Genomic DNA, 15,935 nt, shown 5'->3' with positions numbered 1-15,935 from the left:
TGATGATTATGATGATGAATGAATGTTGGCTGAAAAAGAAGGTTGTTATTTCATATTCTGTGAATTATTATTAGGTTGTATATCTAAAAGACGACCGATACCTGAACTTGTTACACCTCAAAAGGTGCTTTAACAGAGATTAACATTATTTATGAAGAAGACATTAGTTTTGGGAGCATCATTAAAGCCCCATCGTTACAGCAATATGGCAATCAGACGATTAAGAGATCACCGGCAGCCGGTAGTGGCAGTCGGATTAAAGGAGGGAGAGGTACACGGAGTACCCGTGAAACGAGAATTAAACAACGATTCAGATATTCATACCATCACGCTCTATCTCAATGCCGGGAATCAAAAACCATGGTATGACCAGATCCTGGAAATAAAACCTGATCGGGTAATTTTCAATCCGGGTACCGAAAATCCTGAGTTATACCGCTTGCTTGATGAACACGGTATCGCGTACGAAAATGCCTGTACCCTTGTTATGCTTTCGAGCGGGCAATACTAGCATTGGTTACAGGTTCTCCGTTCGGGTCTATGAGCAGCGCCAGGCCGATCATGGTCAGAACCCCGTTCAGGATGAGAATAAAGAAGCCGAAATCAAAGCCGAAATACAGAACAGACCAGTAGCTGATCGGGTAGGTCAGCACCGGGGCTGCAATGGCAATGATCGGAACCCACTTGTCTTTTACCGGTTTTTTGCTGAAGAGGCCGAAGGTGTATAATCCCAGAAGGGGGCCATAGGTGTAGCCGGCAAAAACGAACAATCGCTCTATCACGCTTTCATTTTTGATAATGTATTTGAAGGCGATAATCACCAGTATGAGTAAAACGGAGATGATTATGTGAATACGCTTTCTTACCTGTATCTGTCGTTGTTTGGTATATCTTTTTTCTATCTGAAGTATATCGACACTAAATGAAGTGGTTAACGAAGTGAGGGCACTGTCGGCGCTGCTGTATGCCGCTGCTATCAACCCGATAAGGAAGAAAACGAATACGGCGAGACCCAGTTTCTCGCTGGCCAGCACGGCAAAAAGATCATCGCGGTGAGCGTCGATCCCGTATTTGCGAGCGTAAAGGGTGAGCATAAGCCCAAGTACAAGAAAAAGGAATTTGACGATAGTCAGCACGATAGTGAACCAGAACATGTTCTTTTGCGCATCTTTCAGACTGCGGCAGGTCAGGTTCTTCTGCATCATATCCTGGTCCAGCCCTGTCATCACGATAGCGATAAAGGCTCCTGAAATAAACTGTTTCCAGAAATAATCCCCGCTCTTCACATCATCAAAAAAGAACATTTTTGAAAGGTCTGAGGAAGCGATGAAATCAACCAGCCCGGTTTGGTCTATATTGAGATCATTATATACCGTTACCAGGGCAATCCCCACTGCCAGCAGCATGAACAAGGTCTGCAGGGTGTCGGTGTATACGATGGTCTTAATCCCGCTTTTAAAGGTATACAACCAAATAAGCGCTATGGTGATGGTTACAGTAACCCAGAAAGGTATTCCCAGGCTGTCAAAGAGGATCACCTGTAATACATTAGCTACCAGAAACAGCCTGAAGCTGGCACCTACCACCCGTGAAATCAGAAAAAAGGAGGCTCCTGTACGGTAACTTCGTTCCCCGAAACGATAACCCAGGTAGGTGTAAATACTGGTAAGGTTCAGCCTGTAATATAAGGGAAGCAACACCAGGCCGATCACGGCATAACCGAGTATATAGCCAAAGACCACCTGCATATAGCTGAACTGGGATGCCTCGACCCACCCGGGTACCGAGATAAAGGTGACACCGCTCAGGGTTGCACCTATCATTCCGAAAGCAACCACATACCAGGGAGATTGCCGGCTGGCCTTGAAAAAGTCATCATTAGACTCTTCCTTGTCAGCGGTCAGATAAGAAATCAATACAAGTATGCCAAAGTAGGCGGCGATTATAGCCAGGATAACGATCGGGTGCATGAGGTTGTTTTTTGAAGGATCGAAAATACAAAACTGATCTTGATTTGCTAATTATGCCGTCTAAAATTGTATTTTCGCGTTGATGGAATTTTCTTCTAAATTACTGGAACAAGCCGTTGACCAGGTCTCTCAATTGCCTGGAATTGGCAAGCGTACAGCCCTGCGACTGGTGTTGCATTTGCTTCGTCAGCCCAGGGAACAAACAGCAGATCTTGTCGAGGCACTGACCAAACTAAGAAATGAGATACAGTATTGTGAGAATTGCCATAATATTTCTGATGTGCCGTTATGTGCCATTTGCAAAAGCCCCAGGAGGGATGCCTCATTGGTATGTGTGGTTGAAGATGTGAGAGATGTGATGGCTATCGAGAATACAGCACAGTTTCAGGGACAGTATCACGTTCTTGGAGGGAAGATATCTCCCATAGACGGGGTTGGTCCGCAGCAATTGAATATCAATAGTCTTGTCGAAAAGGTAAAGCAAGGTACGGTAAAGGAGATCATATTTGCCCTGAGCTCAACCATGGAAGGTGACACCACCAATTTTTATATCTTTAAGCAACTACAGGATATCCCTGTTAAAATGTCGACCATCGCCCGTGGAATCGCGGTGGGAGATGAACTTGAATACGCCGATGAGGTAACCCTGGGGCGTAGTATTATTAACCGGGTTCCCTTCGAGAATTCGTTGCGAAGCGAATAGGTGGTTTAAGGAAAATTTATTAAGGTATTTTTAATAGAACCTCGTTCTTTTAATTATTTTCGCAAAGCAAACAGAAAAAATCAGCTATTCATTATATATATGGCAAAGATTGAACTTAAGCTCCCGCAAATGGGAGAAAGCGTAGCCGAGGCGACGGTTACCGGTTGGTTAAAAGATGTTGGCGATACCATCGAGGCCGATGAGGCTGTGGTGGAGATCGCAACAGATAAAGTAGATAGTGAGGTGCCCAGTGAAGTAGACGGGGTACTGGTCGAAAAGCGATTTGATGTAGATGATGTCGTAAAGGTGGGAGAAGTGATCGCTATTATCGAGACCGATGGAGAAGATGCGGCCGGTGACGCAGCAGAATCGGCACAGGAAGAAGAGGCGGCTCCCGCAGAGGCGGTTGCAGACCTGGAAGCAGGTATACAGGAGGTACAGGAAAGCGTATCAAATGATTTTTCTGATAGTGAAAGATTTTATTCACCTCTGGTTCGCAACATCGCCCGTGAAGAAAATGTGACACTTGATGAGCTCGATTCGATCGAAGGGTCGGGTAAAGACGGAAGGGTTACCAAAGACGATATACTCAACTATCTGGAAGAGCGGGGTGAAAGAAAGCCTGCCGCTGCTTCTGAAAAGCCAGCCACACAAGCTCAGCGAGCTGATAAAGCTCCTAAATCTGAACCGGCACCCCAGCCTAAGATCGAACGAAGTGCGGCCCCTGTTTCGGTAAGCGGGGAAGATGAGATCATAGAGATGTCCCGTATGGGTAAACTCATCGCACATCATATGAGGGAAAGCGTTCAGACTTCTGCTCATGTGCAGAGTTTTATCGAGGTCGATGTTACCGCTATCGTCAAGTGGCGTGAGAAGAACAAGAGGTCCTTCCAGGAGCGCGAAGGAGAGAAACTCACTTTTACACCCATCTTCATGGAAGCTGTAGCCAAAGCTATCAGAGATTTCCCTATGATCAATATTTCTGTCGACGGTGACAGGATCATCAAAAGAAAGAATATAAACCTGGGTATGGCCGCAGCCTTGCCAGACGGAAATCTGATCGTGCCGGTGATCAAGAACGCCGATCAACTGAACCTGGTAGGTATGGCTAAGAAGGTCAACGATCTGGCTCAAAGAGCAAGAAAGAACCAGTTAAAGCCCGATGAGATTCAGGGTGGCACTTATACAGTTACCAACGTAGGTACTTTCGGAAGTGTATTCGGAACACCTATTATCAATCAGCCACAGGTGGGAATTCTAGCTTTGGGAGCCATTAGAAAGGTTCCTGCGGTTATCGAGACCCCGGAGGGCGACCTGATCGGAATACGTCATAAGATGTTCCTTTCTCACAGTTATGACCATCGCGTGGTTAACGGTGCCCTGGGTGGCCAATTCGTGAAGCGGGTGGCTGAATACCTGGAAGACTGGGATATCGATCGCGAAATTTAATACATAATCTATCATAACTTTCAGTATACCCTCTCATTATGAGCGGGTATGCTTATTTTTACAAAACAGCTGTCGGATATATTGAAGGCAGTTAATATTCGCAACATTATGGAGCTTAAACTCAATAAACCGATCTGTTTTTTCGATCTGGAGACCACCGGTACAGATGTGGCCCGTGACAGGATTGTTGAAATATCTGTGCTGAAGGTGTACCCCAACGGCAATAAAGAAAGCCGTACCTGGCTGGTTAATCCCGAAATGCCCATTCCACCGGCTTCTTCAGCTATACATGGCATTACAGATGATAAAGTGGCAAATGAACCTACCTTTAAAGAACTGTCGAAGACCATCTATGCCATGATCAAAGACAGTGATCTGGCGGGATATAACTCAGACCGCTTTGACATTCCCCTGCTGGCCGAAGAATTGTTGCGGGCAGATGTTGATTTTGATCTGGGCAACCGGGTAACCGTTGATGTACAGACCATATTCCATAAAATGGAAAAGCGTACCCTTGAGGCTGCCTATAAATTCTATTGCGATAAGACGCTTAAAGATGCACACAGCGCCGAAGCCGACACCGAAGCGACCTACGAGGTGCTGAAGGCTCAGCTTGACAGGTATGACGAGCTGGAAAATGACATTAAATTCCTGGCCGATTTTACCACCCGGAAGCGCACGGCAGATTTTGCCGGATTTATTATTTACAATGAGCAAAAGGAAGAATGTTTTTCCTTCGGAAAGCATAAAGGTAAACGGGTGGAAGAAGTGCTGGACGAAGAGCCTGGTTATTTTGGCTGGATACTGAATGCCGACTTTCCGCTATATACCAAAAAAGTACTTACCGCCATTAAACTGAGACGTTTAAACACCAAGTTATAATTCCAGGGATATGAAGATAATTTGCATAGGAAGAAATTATACCGAACACATCGAAGAGCTGCAGAACGAGAAGCCGGAAGATCCGGTGATCTTTATGAAACCTGATACGGCGGTGCTTCCCGATCAGCAGGATTTCTACATACCAGAGTTTACTGATAATGTACATTATGAAACCGAAGTGCTTGTCAGAATCTCTAAAATGGGGAAACATATCGATGAAAAATATGCCTGTAATTATTACGAGGAAATCAGTCTCGGCCTGGACCTGACCGCGAGAGATGTGCAGGCCCGGCTAAAGGAAAAGGGATTGCCCTGGGAAAAGGCCAAAGGGTTTGACGGCTCAGCTGCGATCGGTAACTGGGTTCCCAAAACCATTGTTGATGATGTAAACAAGTTGGAGTTCTATTTGAAAAAGAACAACGAGGTGGTGCAAAATGGTGACACTTCGCATATGCTTTGGAAAATAGATGAACTGATATCATACGTATCGAAATATTTTACTCTTAAGAAGGGAGATGTTATCTTTACAGGAACTCCTGCGGGAGTTGGGAAGCTTTCCCCCGGAGATCAGTTGAGAGGTTATATAGGGGAGGAAGAAATGTTTAGTCTGAAAATAAAGTGAGACCATGAATTACGATCTGAGCAAATTAAATGAACTGTCTGGAGGAGATACCGATTTCAATAAATCGATCATAGAGGTTTTTCTCAACGAGACCCCCGAAGATGAGAAAGCGCTTGAAGAGGCGATCAACGCTTCTAACTATGAAATGATTCATAAGAGTGCTCATAAGATCAAGCCCAATGCTGAATTGCTGGGTATAGAAAAGGCTCATAAGAACCTTCTGGATATAGAACTGAATGCTAAAAACGATAAGGATATGGAGTTCATAAGGGCTAAGTATGCTATCGTTAAGGAAGAACTGGCAGGTGCCTATCCGTATTTCAAATCTTATATGGACAGCTGATGCAGGCAGAGATCATTACCATCGGAGATGAGATCCTCATCGGCCAGGTGATCGATACCAACTCGGCCTTTATAGCCAAAGCTCTCAATGATATAGGAGTTTCTGTTTTTCAGATCAGTTCGGTACAGGATGAGCGAACACATATACTCACTGCCCTGAAGGAAGCCCGGGAACGCGCCGATATTATTCTGATCACCGGCGGACTCGGTCCTACAAAAGACGATATCACCAAACATACCCTGGTAGAATTCTTCGACGATGAACTGGTGCAACACCAGGAGACCCTTCAGCATGTGGAACATCTGTTTGAGAAATATATTTCCACACCTATTTCAGATCTCAACCGAAGACAGGCTTTGGTGCCCTCAAAGGCAAAAGTCCTGAAGAACAAATACGGCACCGCACCGGGTATGTGGCTGGAAGAAAACGGGAAGGTTTACGTATCTCTTCCGGGAGTTCCCTATGAAATGAGAGCCCTGGTAAACGATGAGGTACTTCCTTTAATACAGCAGAAGTTTCACAGACCTTATATTCTTCACCGCACCGTTCTTACTTACGGACTGGGTGAAAGTGCCATAGCTGAAAAAATAGAAGCGTGGGAAGACGCACTTCCCAGGCATATCAAACTGGCTTACCTTCCTAATTTAGGCAGGGTACGCTTGCGTCTTACCGCCAGGGGAGAAGATAAGGAAGCCCTGGAAGCAGAGGTGGAGGAACGTATCAAAGAGCTTTATCCGATGATCGGTGATATCATCTATGGCATGGAGGAAGATGGTCATATCGAGGAACTGGTCGGGAAATTGCTGGCCTCGAAAAAACGAACCCTGTCAATTGCTGAAAGCTGCACGGGAGGAAAGATCGCGTCGATGATCTCTTCAGTTCCGGGAGCATCAGCTTATTTCAGGGGTGGTGCTGTCACCTATGCCACCGAAAGCAAGATAAAGGTGTTAGGTATCGATCCTGACATTATCAGGGAGCATGGGGTGGTAAGTGCCGAGGTAGCAGAGCAGATGGCCGTGAGAAGCAGAGAACTCTTCGGTTCAGATTATGCCTTGTCAACCACCGGTAATGCGGGCCCCACAAAAGGTGATGAAGGCGCTGGCATCGGACAGGTCTATATTGGAATGGCCACGCCGGAAGGCAGCCATGCCCTGGAATACCAGTTCGGGAACCATCGTGAAAAGGTCATTAACAAGGCTGCAAATAAAGCCCTTGAGATGCTTCAGAAAGAAATTTTAAAAAAATAAAAGAAGGGTTTGGCAGAGCGATCAAAAATTCGTTAATTTGCACCCTGTTTTGAAATAACATTAAAGTCTAGGAATAATGTCAAGAGTTTGTGAACTTACTGGGAAGAAGGCAATGGTAGGAAACAATGTTTCCCACGCGATGAATAAAACCAAGCGTCGATTCAACGCGAATCTGGTTAAAAAGCGTTTTTACCTGCCTGAGGAAGACCGATGGATCACCCTTAAAGTATCAACTTCAGCCCTGAAGGATATCAATAAAAAAGGAATCACCGCGGTTTTGAAAGAAGCTAAAGCAAAAGGATTTTATAAATAGTATCCTAAAAGATAATAACGATGGCAAAGAAAGGCAATAGAATTCAGGTAATACTTGAATGTACTGAGCATAAAAATTCCGGTAAACCGGGAACTTCCCGATATATTACCACTAAGAATAAGAAAAATACTCCGGATAGACTGGAACTGAAGAAGTTCAACCCTATCCTGAATAAGATGACTGTTCACAAAGAAATCAAATAATAAGGAACCATGGCAAAGAAAACAGTAGCAACATTACAGACCTCTTCCAAGCGTCTAACCAAAGCGATCAAAATGGTTAAGTCGCCTAAGACCGGTGCCTATACCTTTGTGGAGTCAGTGATGCCTCCGGAATCGGTTAACGATTGGTTGAAAGGGAACTAAAGTTCACAACATCGATATAGTTAAAGCTACTTACCTTCCCGGGAGTAGCTTTTTTATTTTTAAGTGAGTTCAGCGTATATTTGGTATCTAATTTAATCTGCACGCAATCAGAAGATGAGCCTATTCAAGAAAATATTTTCCTCCGAGAAAAAGGAGACCCTCGACAAAGGACTTGAGAAGTCAAAGTCGAGCTTTTTTAACAAGCTGGGAAAAGCCGTTGCCGGGAAGTCTAAGGTCGATGACGAAGTACTCGATAACCTGGAAGAAGTTTTAGTGACCAGTGATGTTGGGGTAAATACCACCCTGAAGATCATCGAACGTATTGAAGAGCGGGTGTCTCGTGACAAGTATCTGGGAACCGATGAACTAAACCAGATCTTACGGGAAGAGATCGCAGGCTTGCTCTCTGAAACCCATAAGGGTACCTATACCGAATTTACCGTGCCTGAAGAAACCAAGCCCTATGTGATCATGGTGGTAGGTGTCAACGGAGTAGGGAAGACCACTACTATAGGAAAACTGGCCTATCAGTTTAAAAAACAAGGTAAAAAAGTCGTGCTGGGAGCGGCTGATACCTTCAGGGCCGCAGCCATCGATCAGCTGCAGGTATGGGCAGACCGTGTAGATGTGCCCATAGTGAAGCAAAAGATGGGAAGCGATCCGGCTTCCGTGGCTTTCGATACCTTGAAATCGGCCCAGGTACAGGGAGCCGATGTGGTGATCATCGATACTGCCGGGAGACTGCACAATAAGGTGAACTTAATGAACGAACTTTCAAAAGTGAAGCGGGTGATGCAGAAAGTAGTGGAAGATGCCCCTCATGAAGTACTGTTGGTTCTCGACGGTTCTACCGGTCAAAACGCTTTTGAACAGGCCAAACAATTTACCAAAGCCACCGAAGTAACCTCCCTGGCTGTGACCAAACTCGACGGAACCGCCAAAGGTGGGGTTGTGATCGGGATATCTGATCAGTTCCAGATTCCCGTAAAATACATTGGGGTTGGAGAAGGTATCGAAGACCTGCAGGTATTCAATAAGTTCGAATTTGTCGATTCTTTTTTTAAGTGATTCGGTTATAGAGTTATGAGGGTATGAAGGTATGAAGGTATGAAGGTATGAAGGTATGAAGGTATGAAGGTATGAAGGTATGAGGGTATGCGGTCCTGCCTGCCAGCAGGGATGCAGTGATACGGAGTTTAAGCTCTTGTCATGCTGCTCCGAAGTATCGGAGGTCGAAGCAGACATATGGGATGTGTTATTCGGTGATACAGTGATGCAGGGAGTTTGAGCTAAGGGCTAACAGCGAACGCAAATCTCTTGAGTGTAAACAATCCTCAATAATTTACGGTTATGCGGTTATACGGTTATGATGTGAATTGAAAGCTATCGGCTTCCGATGGCTATTGGGAAAGCTAACAGTGAAGGGTTTTTATTTTAAGGGATGCGATTCAATTGACTTTTATTAGAAATCCTCTCTGCTCCTCCTTTCAGGGGAGCTGGCCGAAGGCCTGAGTGGGTATTCAAAGTTTTATGAGTGGAATCTGTGCAGGGTTATCCAGACTATCGCGAGGCAGGAGTTATGTATAACTAATACCCAATCCCTAATAACAAATAACAAATAACCAATCCCTAATCCTTAATCACCAATCCCTAATCACCCCATCTCACTTAGGAAACAACAAGGTCAGTCCGAATCGCACTCCAAAGTCGGCCGTATTCGCATTGCCATAAGGAAAACGCGGTCCTAAAAATACCTGGGCCATTTGATCTCCCAGGGTAACCACTTTAGATCCCACCAGGTTGATGTTCCCGTTGGTATTACCGTTATCCCAATCCTGGCTGAGTTCGGTATTAAAAGCCACGGCCCATCCCCCAGCAAAATTCTTGGCAATAAAAGGCTGAACGAAGGTAGTGTTGATATCACCTCTGTTGTCATCTCCCGCAAACGACCATATATGATTTACCAACGCCCCAAAGGTCATGCTGCCAGCCTGCTGTAAAGCTACAGCGGTCGGACCTATTCCGAATTTTTCGGCCCCCAGCAACTCATCTGTGGCCGTAGGAACCAGTAACACAGGACCGGCACCCCATATGAGTCCGCCGGCAGTCGGTTCCTTAGGTGAAAAGAATCCGCTGATAACAGCATCCCCTAGTCCGAACTGATTATCGAGGCTAAACACATCGTTCTGTGATATGACAGGCAAGATCACTCTTCCTATAAGATTCCAGTTTTCGCTGATACTGATAGGTAAAACGGGTTGAACATTCAACAGGAGACGACTTCCGTCATAGGGATCAAAACCAAAGTCATAATTGAATTGAAAAGGAACGCTGATCAGGCTTGCTACCGGATTCAGCAGTTGCTTGGCCAGGTCATCAGCTGCATTGGCAGGAGGAGCATCTTCCTGTGCCTGAACAGAGCAGAAGCCGAGACAAATAAGCGATAAGACAAGAAGCTGTTTTTTAAAGTCGAACCTGATTTCATGTTGTGAGTTGATTTATATATAAATATTAGTTAGTTGTGGGGTGTGGAGGTAAGCAGGTAAGCAGGTAAGCAGGTAAATAGGTAAGCAGGTAAGCAGGTAAATGGGTAGATGGGTAGATGGGTAGATGGGTAGATGGGTACATGGGTATACGGGTCAGCAGGTGAAAAGGTGAATAGGAAGTAGGTAATCGGGGAATACGGATAAATTTTCGGATGGTTCATTTGAAAGCCAGGATACCCCCTCCTTTCCAAGGAGGGGTGCCCTGCCGAGAGCAGGGCGGGGTGGTTGTTTAAAATCAAAGTCTCATAACCCTTTAAATATTTTGTTATCTGCCTACCAGTTTACCTGAAACATTATCGCCCTTGCGCCAGCTGGCCACCCTGTCTGCCGATAGGCAGGTTTGCTAAAAAGGTCTGCAAGACCTTTTTTATTCGCTCGGTCCTTCCCTCCTTTCCAATGAGGTGGGCCCGCTGAAAGCAGGGCGGGGTGGTTATCTTCACCCTTAATGAAATCCCGACACTCTATTTAAATAAAAAGATCAACCATTGAAAATTCAGAATTGATCTTCAGGAAATTTTTTATTTTCCGCATCACGCATCACGCATCACGCATCACGCATCACGCATCACGCATCACGCATCACGCATCACGCATCACGCATCACGCATCACGCATCACGCATCACGCATCACGCATCACGCATCAGGCATCCCCGCATCCTGCGATTCGCAACGGCAGTAATTACAAAGGTTAAGCCAAAATGTATCATTTTCTACCTGACCACCTGACCACCTGACCACCTGACCACCTGACCACCTGACCACCTGACCACCTGACCACCTGACTACCTGACTACCTCACTGGCTCTCAGGCTTCATCTTCCCTCTTCCGATCGGGATCTGGACAAAAATGCTCCACTGCATGTTAACCTGGTTCCCGGATTCATTTTTCAGGATATCGGTAAAGCCGCCGTGATACCTGAAGCCCACGGCGGTGAGTTTTTCAGGGCCTAAATAGATTCCGGTGCCGACAACAAAGCCGAAATCCCAGCGGGTGACTTCTTCATCGATACGGTTTATATAGACCAGCTGATCTTTTCCGTCGGAAACCGTGAAAATATCCCGGGCCCTCGTTCTGAAAGACAGTTGCGGACCTGCTTCCAAAAAGCCACCAAAGTCTGCCATGTATTGTATGGTTACGGGAATACTGAGGTAGTTTATTTCCCTTGACACCTGAGCTTCTGAAAAGGATGCATCCAGGTTATCATCACCCAGACCATAGGCAGATAGCTCCGATATCCCCTTTTTGTATTTGGCCAGCATCATTAGATTTCCTTTCCAGTGATCGTCGAATTTTCGGGTGAAGAATAAGCCCATATTAAAGGTTCGGAGAGGCTTTCCTTCTTCAAGTCCTGAATATTGATTCCATGCCTGGTCCAGGTGAATGCCAAAGGCCATCTTTTCAGAGTTTAAATCATCTCCGAAGATCAGGCTCATCAGTATTTGTGATTGTACCGGAAAAATTACCAGCAGAAAGAGTATGACTGAAAGTTGTTTTTTCATTTATCAGTTAAATTTAGGAATCCGTACGCACCTTTTTTAATGATTATTAATGGATTGGTCCTGATACATTAAATCAGAAATCCTGTATTGCAAAACCCGCGGGAATTAGCTTTAGTATTTCTTTTTCAACCCCTGAAAGCGATAGTTCAGATTCAGGAGGAATTGACTTCTTTTTCCGAAAACCCCCAGTTCTGTTCGCAACATCCAGTGTTTATTGAATTGATATTGAGCCCCCACGATCATATTGAAAGGAGCGGCTACTTCTTTATCTAAAAAGTAATCAATACTGGTGTTCTCAAAGTCAATACCTCCAACACCCTGTTCCAGCCGGTTGATGATCTGGTTGGCAATAACCCTTTGAGGCGGAGGCAAGGTCTGAGCCCAGTTGCGCAGGCTCTCGATGGTTTGACCGGAGCCGGCATTGGGAAAAATATCTTTAAACGGGATGCTTCCCCGGGTATCACTCTGAATCGATTGATAGAAGACCCCGGCCCATACAGAAAGACTTCTCTGTGGATTTACAGGGGAGGCTATATTATGACCGATGCGAACACTGGAATTGAAAGCTGGTATGGGTTCGACCACCGCCTCAACATCGGCCCAGTTATAGTTATTATCCCAGGCCAGCCATACCGGACCCACCGCACCTGTAAGGGTAGCTCCCAGGCCAAATGAACCGGCGCCCAGCTCCTGGGAGGTTTGGAAGCCTACAGGCCTTAGAAGATTTACTTCGGTTTGGGTGGTTCCACCTCCAACGATCGCATAGAGGTTGAGAAAAGGCAAAACCCAGAGATCGGGTCTGAAGGTATAAGCGTAAGTAGTGGCAATGGTTGGTCCGAAAACGATAAAATCGCTGAAATCTGCCATTTCCCCACCATTGACTCCCAAAAGTATTCGGTCGATATTGATCTCTTGCCGTTGTGTAAAGAATACAAAGCTGGCTCCCCATGGAAAAGGAATATCATAACCCCGTTCATAAGCTTTGTCACCCAGCACGGGAAAGGTATGCTTGTATTCCATCCGCTGAAGGCTGTCGCGATATTCACGATAGGCTTCATTGTCGAACTTAATGGTTCCCTGGGCGCTGGCAGCAGAAAAGATCAGCCAAAAACCAACTAATAAAAGAAAACTTGCTTCAGAAATGCGATGCCCCATCAGGTAGCGTTTGTGATTCCGGGGCACAGAATCGGTTTTATGTTATAAATATATGAAAATAAGTGTGTTATGGAGGTGTGGGGTTATGGGGGTATGGGGGTATGGAGGTGCAAAATCTATTACCAGTCTAATAGTTGAAAGATTGCTTCACCCATTGAATGTGGTTCGCAAAGACGTTCCATCTGACAACCCGACTTCCTGACTGTCTGACTACTTCACCATTTCACTTAAAAAAGTTATGGGGTTATACAGGTATGAGGGTATGTAGGTAAATAGGTAAATGGGTACGAAGGTAAATGGGTACGTGGGTAAGAAATACTACCTGGCCTTCTGACTCTTTGACCACCTGACCACCTGACTACCTGACTATCTGACCACCTGACCTTTTCACCACGCATCCCACATCACTCCCCATTCGGGACATACCATATCGGGCTGGTCCAGGCACGTTCCTGAATGGTTGCTGGAAGTCCCTCTGGTATGGGTCTCTCCAGTTTAATCGCATCGTATGTCGACCACCTTGGAGTGGGAATTTGAAGAACCCTGACGTAATAAAAGGCATGTTGGGAAGCATCAAAGTCAGGATCGGTCCAAGCTACTGAAAGTTCCGTTTCCCCTATATCATTGGTATACTCTCCAGTTTCCAGATTTACAGAATTCCCTACCTCCGGCAAATCTCCGTTATCATCGAGGCTACGATCGCCAGACCATGCCACATTAAAAATCTTCTCCTGTGGGGAACCGTTTTCGACCCATCCCTTAATGACCTGTATTCTGTCAAGGTTGGCACCGTCGGTTTCTTTCATGGCCTGAATCAAGAGTACAGGGGCTTGTGCGCCTTGTTCTGAAGAAAGGTCACCTCCCATGGGAACTCCATTACTATAGGCTGTTTCCAGCCAATTCTCACTATTTAAGATCTGTTTATCATAATTGAAACCTGCAAAAAATCGAACTTTCATTCTTGGACCTGATGTGGCATAGGTCTCCTTTCTCTTCATGGCTGCAAAAATGGCTTCTCTCGTATTTGATTCAGCCCATATGGCACCTACACCTCCTGAACTGAATTCCCGAACCTGTTTAGCACCTGCTTCACTTACTCCCGGAGGGCCATCTAAACGATGTTTCGGATCATTCTCGAAACCAAACTTACCGGTATAATTATCCTCTTCAATCGAAGCTGCTGAATTATGTGTATCTGAATCTCCGATAAAACCCATTTTAAATGGGTTAGCGTTCTGATCTTTCTGTAGTTCGATCCCTCTCAGAAGAGCGTCTCTTGCATATCCTCCTTTTTTATTTTTTGGTGCCAGTGCTTTGGATTCCAGGGTATAATCCCATAATTCAAAGTTGGCGAACTCATCTTGAGGATTAAGTACAGGATGAACTTCTGAGGTTCCTTTTATCTGCGTGATTTCATATAAAGGTTCGTTCCGCATTCTCGTTTCAGCATACCCTGCATTCAGGCTGCTGCCTCCATAAGATTCCTGCAGCGGAAACATAAGACCATCACTCGCATTTCCATTGTGAGGTATAGCCAGTAATTCATTTCCCTGCTCACGCTGATTGTCCATCCATTCCCAAAGTTTCTCAGGCACATCAGAATCAATGGCCGAAAAGGGTTGAGCAGGGACTTTTTTGGTATCCTCAAAAACGATAATTCGGTGAAGATTTCGCCAATCGGGGTTTGAAGTCCATTCGTATCCTGCAAAAGTGGTAAAATTACCAGGCTCATAATGTCTATCGGCGATTTCACATATTTCAGACCAGATGGTCTTTTGGAACTCAGGATTACCAAGAATGGAATCATTGGAGCCACTTGAAATCATATCCAGGATTTCGGTATAGGCCTCGAACGATTTTGCAGGATCATCTCCTGTGATATCTGCTGCCAGTGGATGTTTACTTACAGGGCTGGTTTCATCTTCCATTAATGGAAGAGAACCCATAAATTCAGAGTGATCTGAAACAACATACCAGTCTAAAGGAGCTTTTATTTTTAGCGGCGTGCCATCACCTCCTCCTGATATCTGTTCCCCTTTTGCCCACCGATATGCCCCATCAGGGTCGGTCGCGGCACCGTTAATATAGGCATCGAAAGACCATTTAGTATGCACGTGAAGGTTTCCGAAATACACGTCTTTTAAAGGATTTGAGGCCACATCAACCGATATGGAATCAACTGACGTTTCAGCGGCGTCTGTATTTTTTTGGTCAGATTTACAAGAAAAGATCAGGGCAGTGATGAGAAGAAATACGAAGGTTCTCATATGATCTTTTTTTTGGTTGATTATAATGTAAATATATGAAAATAAGTTAGTTATATGGTTATGCGGTTGTGCAGGTATGAGGGTATGAGGGTATGGGGGTATGGGGGTATGGGGGTATGGGGGTATGGGGGTATGGGGGTATGGGGGTAAATAGGTAAATGGGTACGTGGGTATATGGGTCAGCAGGTGAAAGGGTGAATACGGAAGTAGGTAAGGAGGTAATTGGGGGGTACGGACAAATTTTCGGATGGTTCATTTGAAAGTCTCGAGAACCCCTCCGCCTTCCAGGCACCTCCCCTTAAAAAGGGGAGGGTAATGCATGTTATCAAATAGATGTTTTACAGACTACCAGATATGATTCTAAACGAATACTTCGTTTCCCTCCTTCCAGAGAGGTGGGCCTGCTGAAAGCTGGGCGGGGTGGTTATGTTCACCCTTGATGAAATCCCAACACTCTATTTAAATAAAAAGATCAACCATTGAAAATTCAGGATTGATCTTCCGGAAATTTTTTATTTTCTGCATCACGCATCACGCATCCTGCGATTCGCAACGGCAGTAATTATAAAGG

At 45.3% G+C, this 15,935-nt stretch carries 16 protein-coding genes; 11 read left to right on the top strand and 5 right to left on the bottom strand.

The window, feature by feature from the left end:
* The first annotated feature begins 151 nt into the window (after positions 1-151).
* The gene (locus K7R10_RS03650) at positions 152-511 is read left to right on the top strand and encodes a CoA-binding protein (RefSeq protein WP_224483326.1); all 360 of its coding nucleotides are present in this window, start codon (positions 152-154) and stop codon (positions 509-511) included.
* Here the strand turns inward: K7R10_RS03650 and K7R10_RS03645 are convergent.
* The gene (locus tag K7R10_RS03645) at positions 486-1,970 is read right to left on the bottom strand and encodes a sodium:solute symporter (protein ID WP_224483325.1); all 1,485 of its coding nucleotides are present in this window, start codon (positions 1,968-1,970) and stop codon (positions 486-488) included. The genes K7R10_RS03650 and K7R10_RS03645 overlap by 26 nt on opposite strands.
* 82 nt (positions 1,971-2,052) lie before the next feature.
* Between K7R10_RS03645 and recR the strand changes: the two genes are divergently transcribed.
* From recR to ftsY, 10 genes are all read left to right on the top strand, one after another.
* On the top strand, positions 2,053-2,673 hold the full coding sequence (gene recR, locus K7R10_RS03640) for a recombination mediator RecR (RefSeq protein WP_224483324.1): 621 nt from the start codon (positions 2,053-2,055) through the stop codon (positions 2,671-2,673).
* A gap of 99 nt (positions 2,674-2,772) precedes the next feature.
* Positions 2,773-4,122, top strand: coding sequence for a dihydrolipoamide acetyltransferase family protein (locus tag K7R10_RS03635; RefSeq protein ID WP_224483323.1), 1,350 nt, complete (start codon positions 2,773-2,775; stop codon positions 4,120-4,122).
* A 108-nt stretch (positions 4,123-4,230) separates the two neighbouring features.
* Positions 4,231-5,004: a 3'-5' exonuclease gene (locus K7R10_RS03630; RefSeq protein ID WP_224483322.1), complete on the top strand. Its 774-nt coding sequence runs from the start codon at positions 4,231-4,233 to the stop codon at positions 5,002-5,004.
* A gap of 10 nt (positions 5,005-5,014) precedes the next feature.
* Entirely contained in the window at positions 5,015-5,626 is a 612-nt protein-coding gene (locus tag K7R10_RS03625; protein ID WP_224483321.1) for a fumarylacetoacetate hydrolase family protein, read from the top strand.
* A 4-nt stretch (positions 5,627-5,630) separates the two neighbouring features.
* On the top strand, positions 5,631-5,969 hold the full coding sequence (locus tag K7R10_RS03620) for an Hpt domain-containing protein (RefSeq protein WP_224483320.1): 339 nt from the start codon (positions 5,631-5,633) through the stop codon (positions 5,967-5,969).
* Positions 5,969-7,216 (top strand): competence/damage-inducible protein A, encoded by a 1,248-nt coding sequence (locus K7R10_RS03615; RefSeq protein WP_224483319.1) that lies wholly within the window; start codon positions 5,969-5,971, stop codon positions 7,214-7,216. The genes K7R10_RS03620 and K7R10_RS03615 overlap by 1 nt, the downstream gene beginning before the upstream one ends.
* Before the next feature lie 76 nt (positions 7,217-7,292).
* Positions 7,293-7,529 carry a 50S ribosomal protein L28 gene (rpmB, locus tag K7R10_RS03610; RefSeq protein WP_224483318.1) on the top strand — a complete coding sequence of 79 codons (237 nt, stop codon included), beginning with the start codon at positions 7,293-7,295 and terminating at the stop codon, positions 7,527-7,529.
* Between the two features lie 20 nt (positions 7,530-7,549).
* Positions 7,550-7,732 (top strand): 50S ribosomal protein L33, encoded by a 183-nt coding sequence (gene rpmG, locus K7R10_RS03605; protein WP_224483317.1) that lies wholly within the window; start codon positions 7,550-7,552, stop codon positions 7,730-7,732.
* Positions 7,733-7,741: 9 nt separating this feature from the next.
* A complete protein-coding gene (locus K7R10_RS03600) occupies positions 7,742-7,894 on the top strand; it encodes a DUF4295 domain-containing protein (protein ID WP_224483316.1) in 153 nt (50 codons plus the stop codon).
* 114 nt (positions 7,895-8,008) lie between these two features.
* The gene (ftsY, locus tag K7R10_RS03595) at positions 8,009-8,962 is read left to right on the top strand and encodes a signal recognition particle-docking protein FtsY (RefSeq protein WP_224483315.1); all 954 of its coding nucleotides are present in this window, start codon (positions 8,009-8,011) and stop codon (positions 8,960-8,962) included.
* A 596-nt stretch (positions 8,963-9,558) separates the two neighbouring features.
* On the opposite strand, the gene K7R10_RS03590 is transcribed toward ftsY, so the two are convergent.
* From K7R10_RS03590 to K7R10_RS03575, 4 genes are all read right to left on the bottom strand, one after another.
* A complete protein-coding gene (locus K7R10_RS03590) occupies positions 9,559-10,164 on the bottom strand; it encodes a hypothetical protein (protein ID WP_224483314.1) in 606 nt (201 codons plus the stop codon).
* A 1,073-nt stretch (positions 10,165-11,237) separates the two neighbouring features.
* A complete protein-coding gene (locus K7R10_RS03585) occupies positions 11,238-11,942 on the bottom strand; it encodes a porin family protein (RefSeq protein WP_224483313.1) in 705 nt (234 codons plus the stop codon).
* A 111-nt stretch (positions 11,943-12,053) separates the two neighbouring features.
* Positions 12,054-13,124 (bottom strand): hypothetical protein, encoded by a 1,071-nt coding sequence (locus K7R10_RS03580; protein ID WP_224483312.1) that lies wholly within the window; start codon positions 13,122-13,124, stop codon positions 12,054-12,056.
* A gap of 377 nt (positions 13,125-13,501) precedes the next feature.
* Positions 13,502-15,364 carry a DUF3604 domain-containing protein gene (locus K7R10_RS03575; protein WP_224483311.1) on the bottom strand — a complete coding sequence of 621 codons (1,863 nt, stop codon included), beginning with the start codon at positions 15,362-15,364 and terminating at the stop codon, positions 13,502-13,504.
* Positions 15,365-15,935: the final 571 nt, after the last annotated feature.

It is taken from the genome of Robertkochia aurantiaca (assembly GCF_020166495.1).
Taxonomy (GTDB): domain Bacteria; phylum Bacteroidota; class Bacteroidia; order Flavobacteriales; family Flavobacteriaceae; genus Robertkochia; species Robertkochia aurantiaca.
Note: the sequence above shows the minus strand (reverse complement) of the source record. Positions and strands in the feature narration are given on the sequence as shown.

What these genes read in the sequence shown, in the direction of transcription:
- rpmG (WP_224483317.1), top strand. Translation starts at nt 7,550, where the DNA reads ATGGCAAAGAAAGGCAATAGAATTCAGGTAATACTTGAATGTACTGAG.
- K7R10_RS03600 (WP_224483316.1), top strand. Translation starts at nt 7,742, where the DNA reads ATGGCAAAGAAAACAGTAGCAACATTACAGACCTCTTCCAAGCGTCTA.
- rpmB (WP_224483318.1), top strand. Translation starts at nt 7,293, where the DNA reads ATGTCAAGAGTTTGTGAACTTACTGGGAAGAAGGCAATGGTAGGAAAC.
- K7R10_RS03625 (WP_224483321.1), top strand. Translation starts at nt 5,015, where the DNA reads ATGAAGATAATTTGCATAGGAAGAAATTATACCGAACACATCGAAGAG.
- K7R10_RS03645 (WP_224483325.1), bottom strand. Translation starts at nt 1,970, where the DNA reads ATGCACCCGATCGTTATCCTGGCTATAATCGCCGCCTACTTTGGCATA.
- K7R10_RS03575 (WP_224483311.1), bottom strand. Translation starts at nt 15,364, where the DNA reads ATGAGAACCTTCGTATTTCTTCTCATCACTGCCCTGATCTTTTCTTGT.
- K7R10_RS03585 (WP_224483313.1), bottom strand. Translation starts at nt 11,942, where the DNA reads ATGAAAAAACAACTTTCAGTCATACTCTTTCTGCTGGTAATTTTTCCG.
- ftsY (WP_224483315.1), top strand. Translation starts at nt 8,009, where the DNA reads ATGAGCCTATTCAAGAAAATATTTTCCTCCGAGAAAAAGGAGACCCTC.
- K7R10_RS03635 (WP_224483323.1), top strand. Translation starts at nt 2,773, where the DNA reads ATGGCAAAGATTGAACTTAAGCTCCCGCAAATGGGAGAAAGCGTAGCC.
- K7R10_RS03630 (WP_224483322.1), top strand. Translation starts at nt 4,231, where the DNA reads ATGGAGCTTAAACTCAATAAACCGATCTGTTTTTTCGATCTGGAGACC.
- K7R10_RS03620 (WP_224483320.1), top strand. Translation starts at nt 5,631, where the DNA reads ATGAATTACGATCTGAGCAAATTAAATGAACTGTCTGGAGGAGATACC.
- K7R10_RS03650 (WP_224483326.1), top strand. Translation starts at nt 152, where the DNA reads ATGAAGAAGACATTAGTTTTGGGAGCATCATTAAAGCCCCATCGTTAC.
- K7R10_RS03615 (WP_224483319.1), top strand. Translation starts at nt 5,969, where the DNA reads ATGCAGGCAGAGATCATTACCATCGGAGATGAGATCCTCATCGGCCAG.
- recR (WP_224483324.1), top strand. Translation starts at nt 2,053, where the DNA reads ATGGAATTTTCTTCTAAATTACTGGAACAAGCCGTTGACCAGGTCTCT.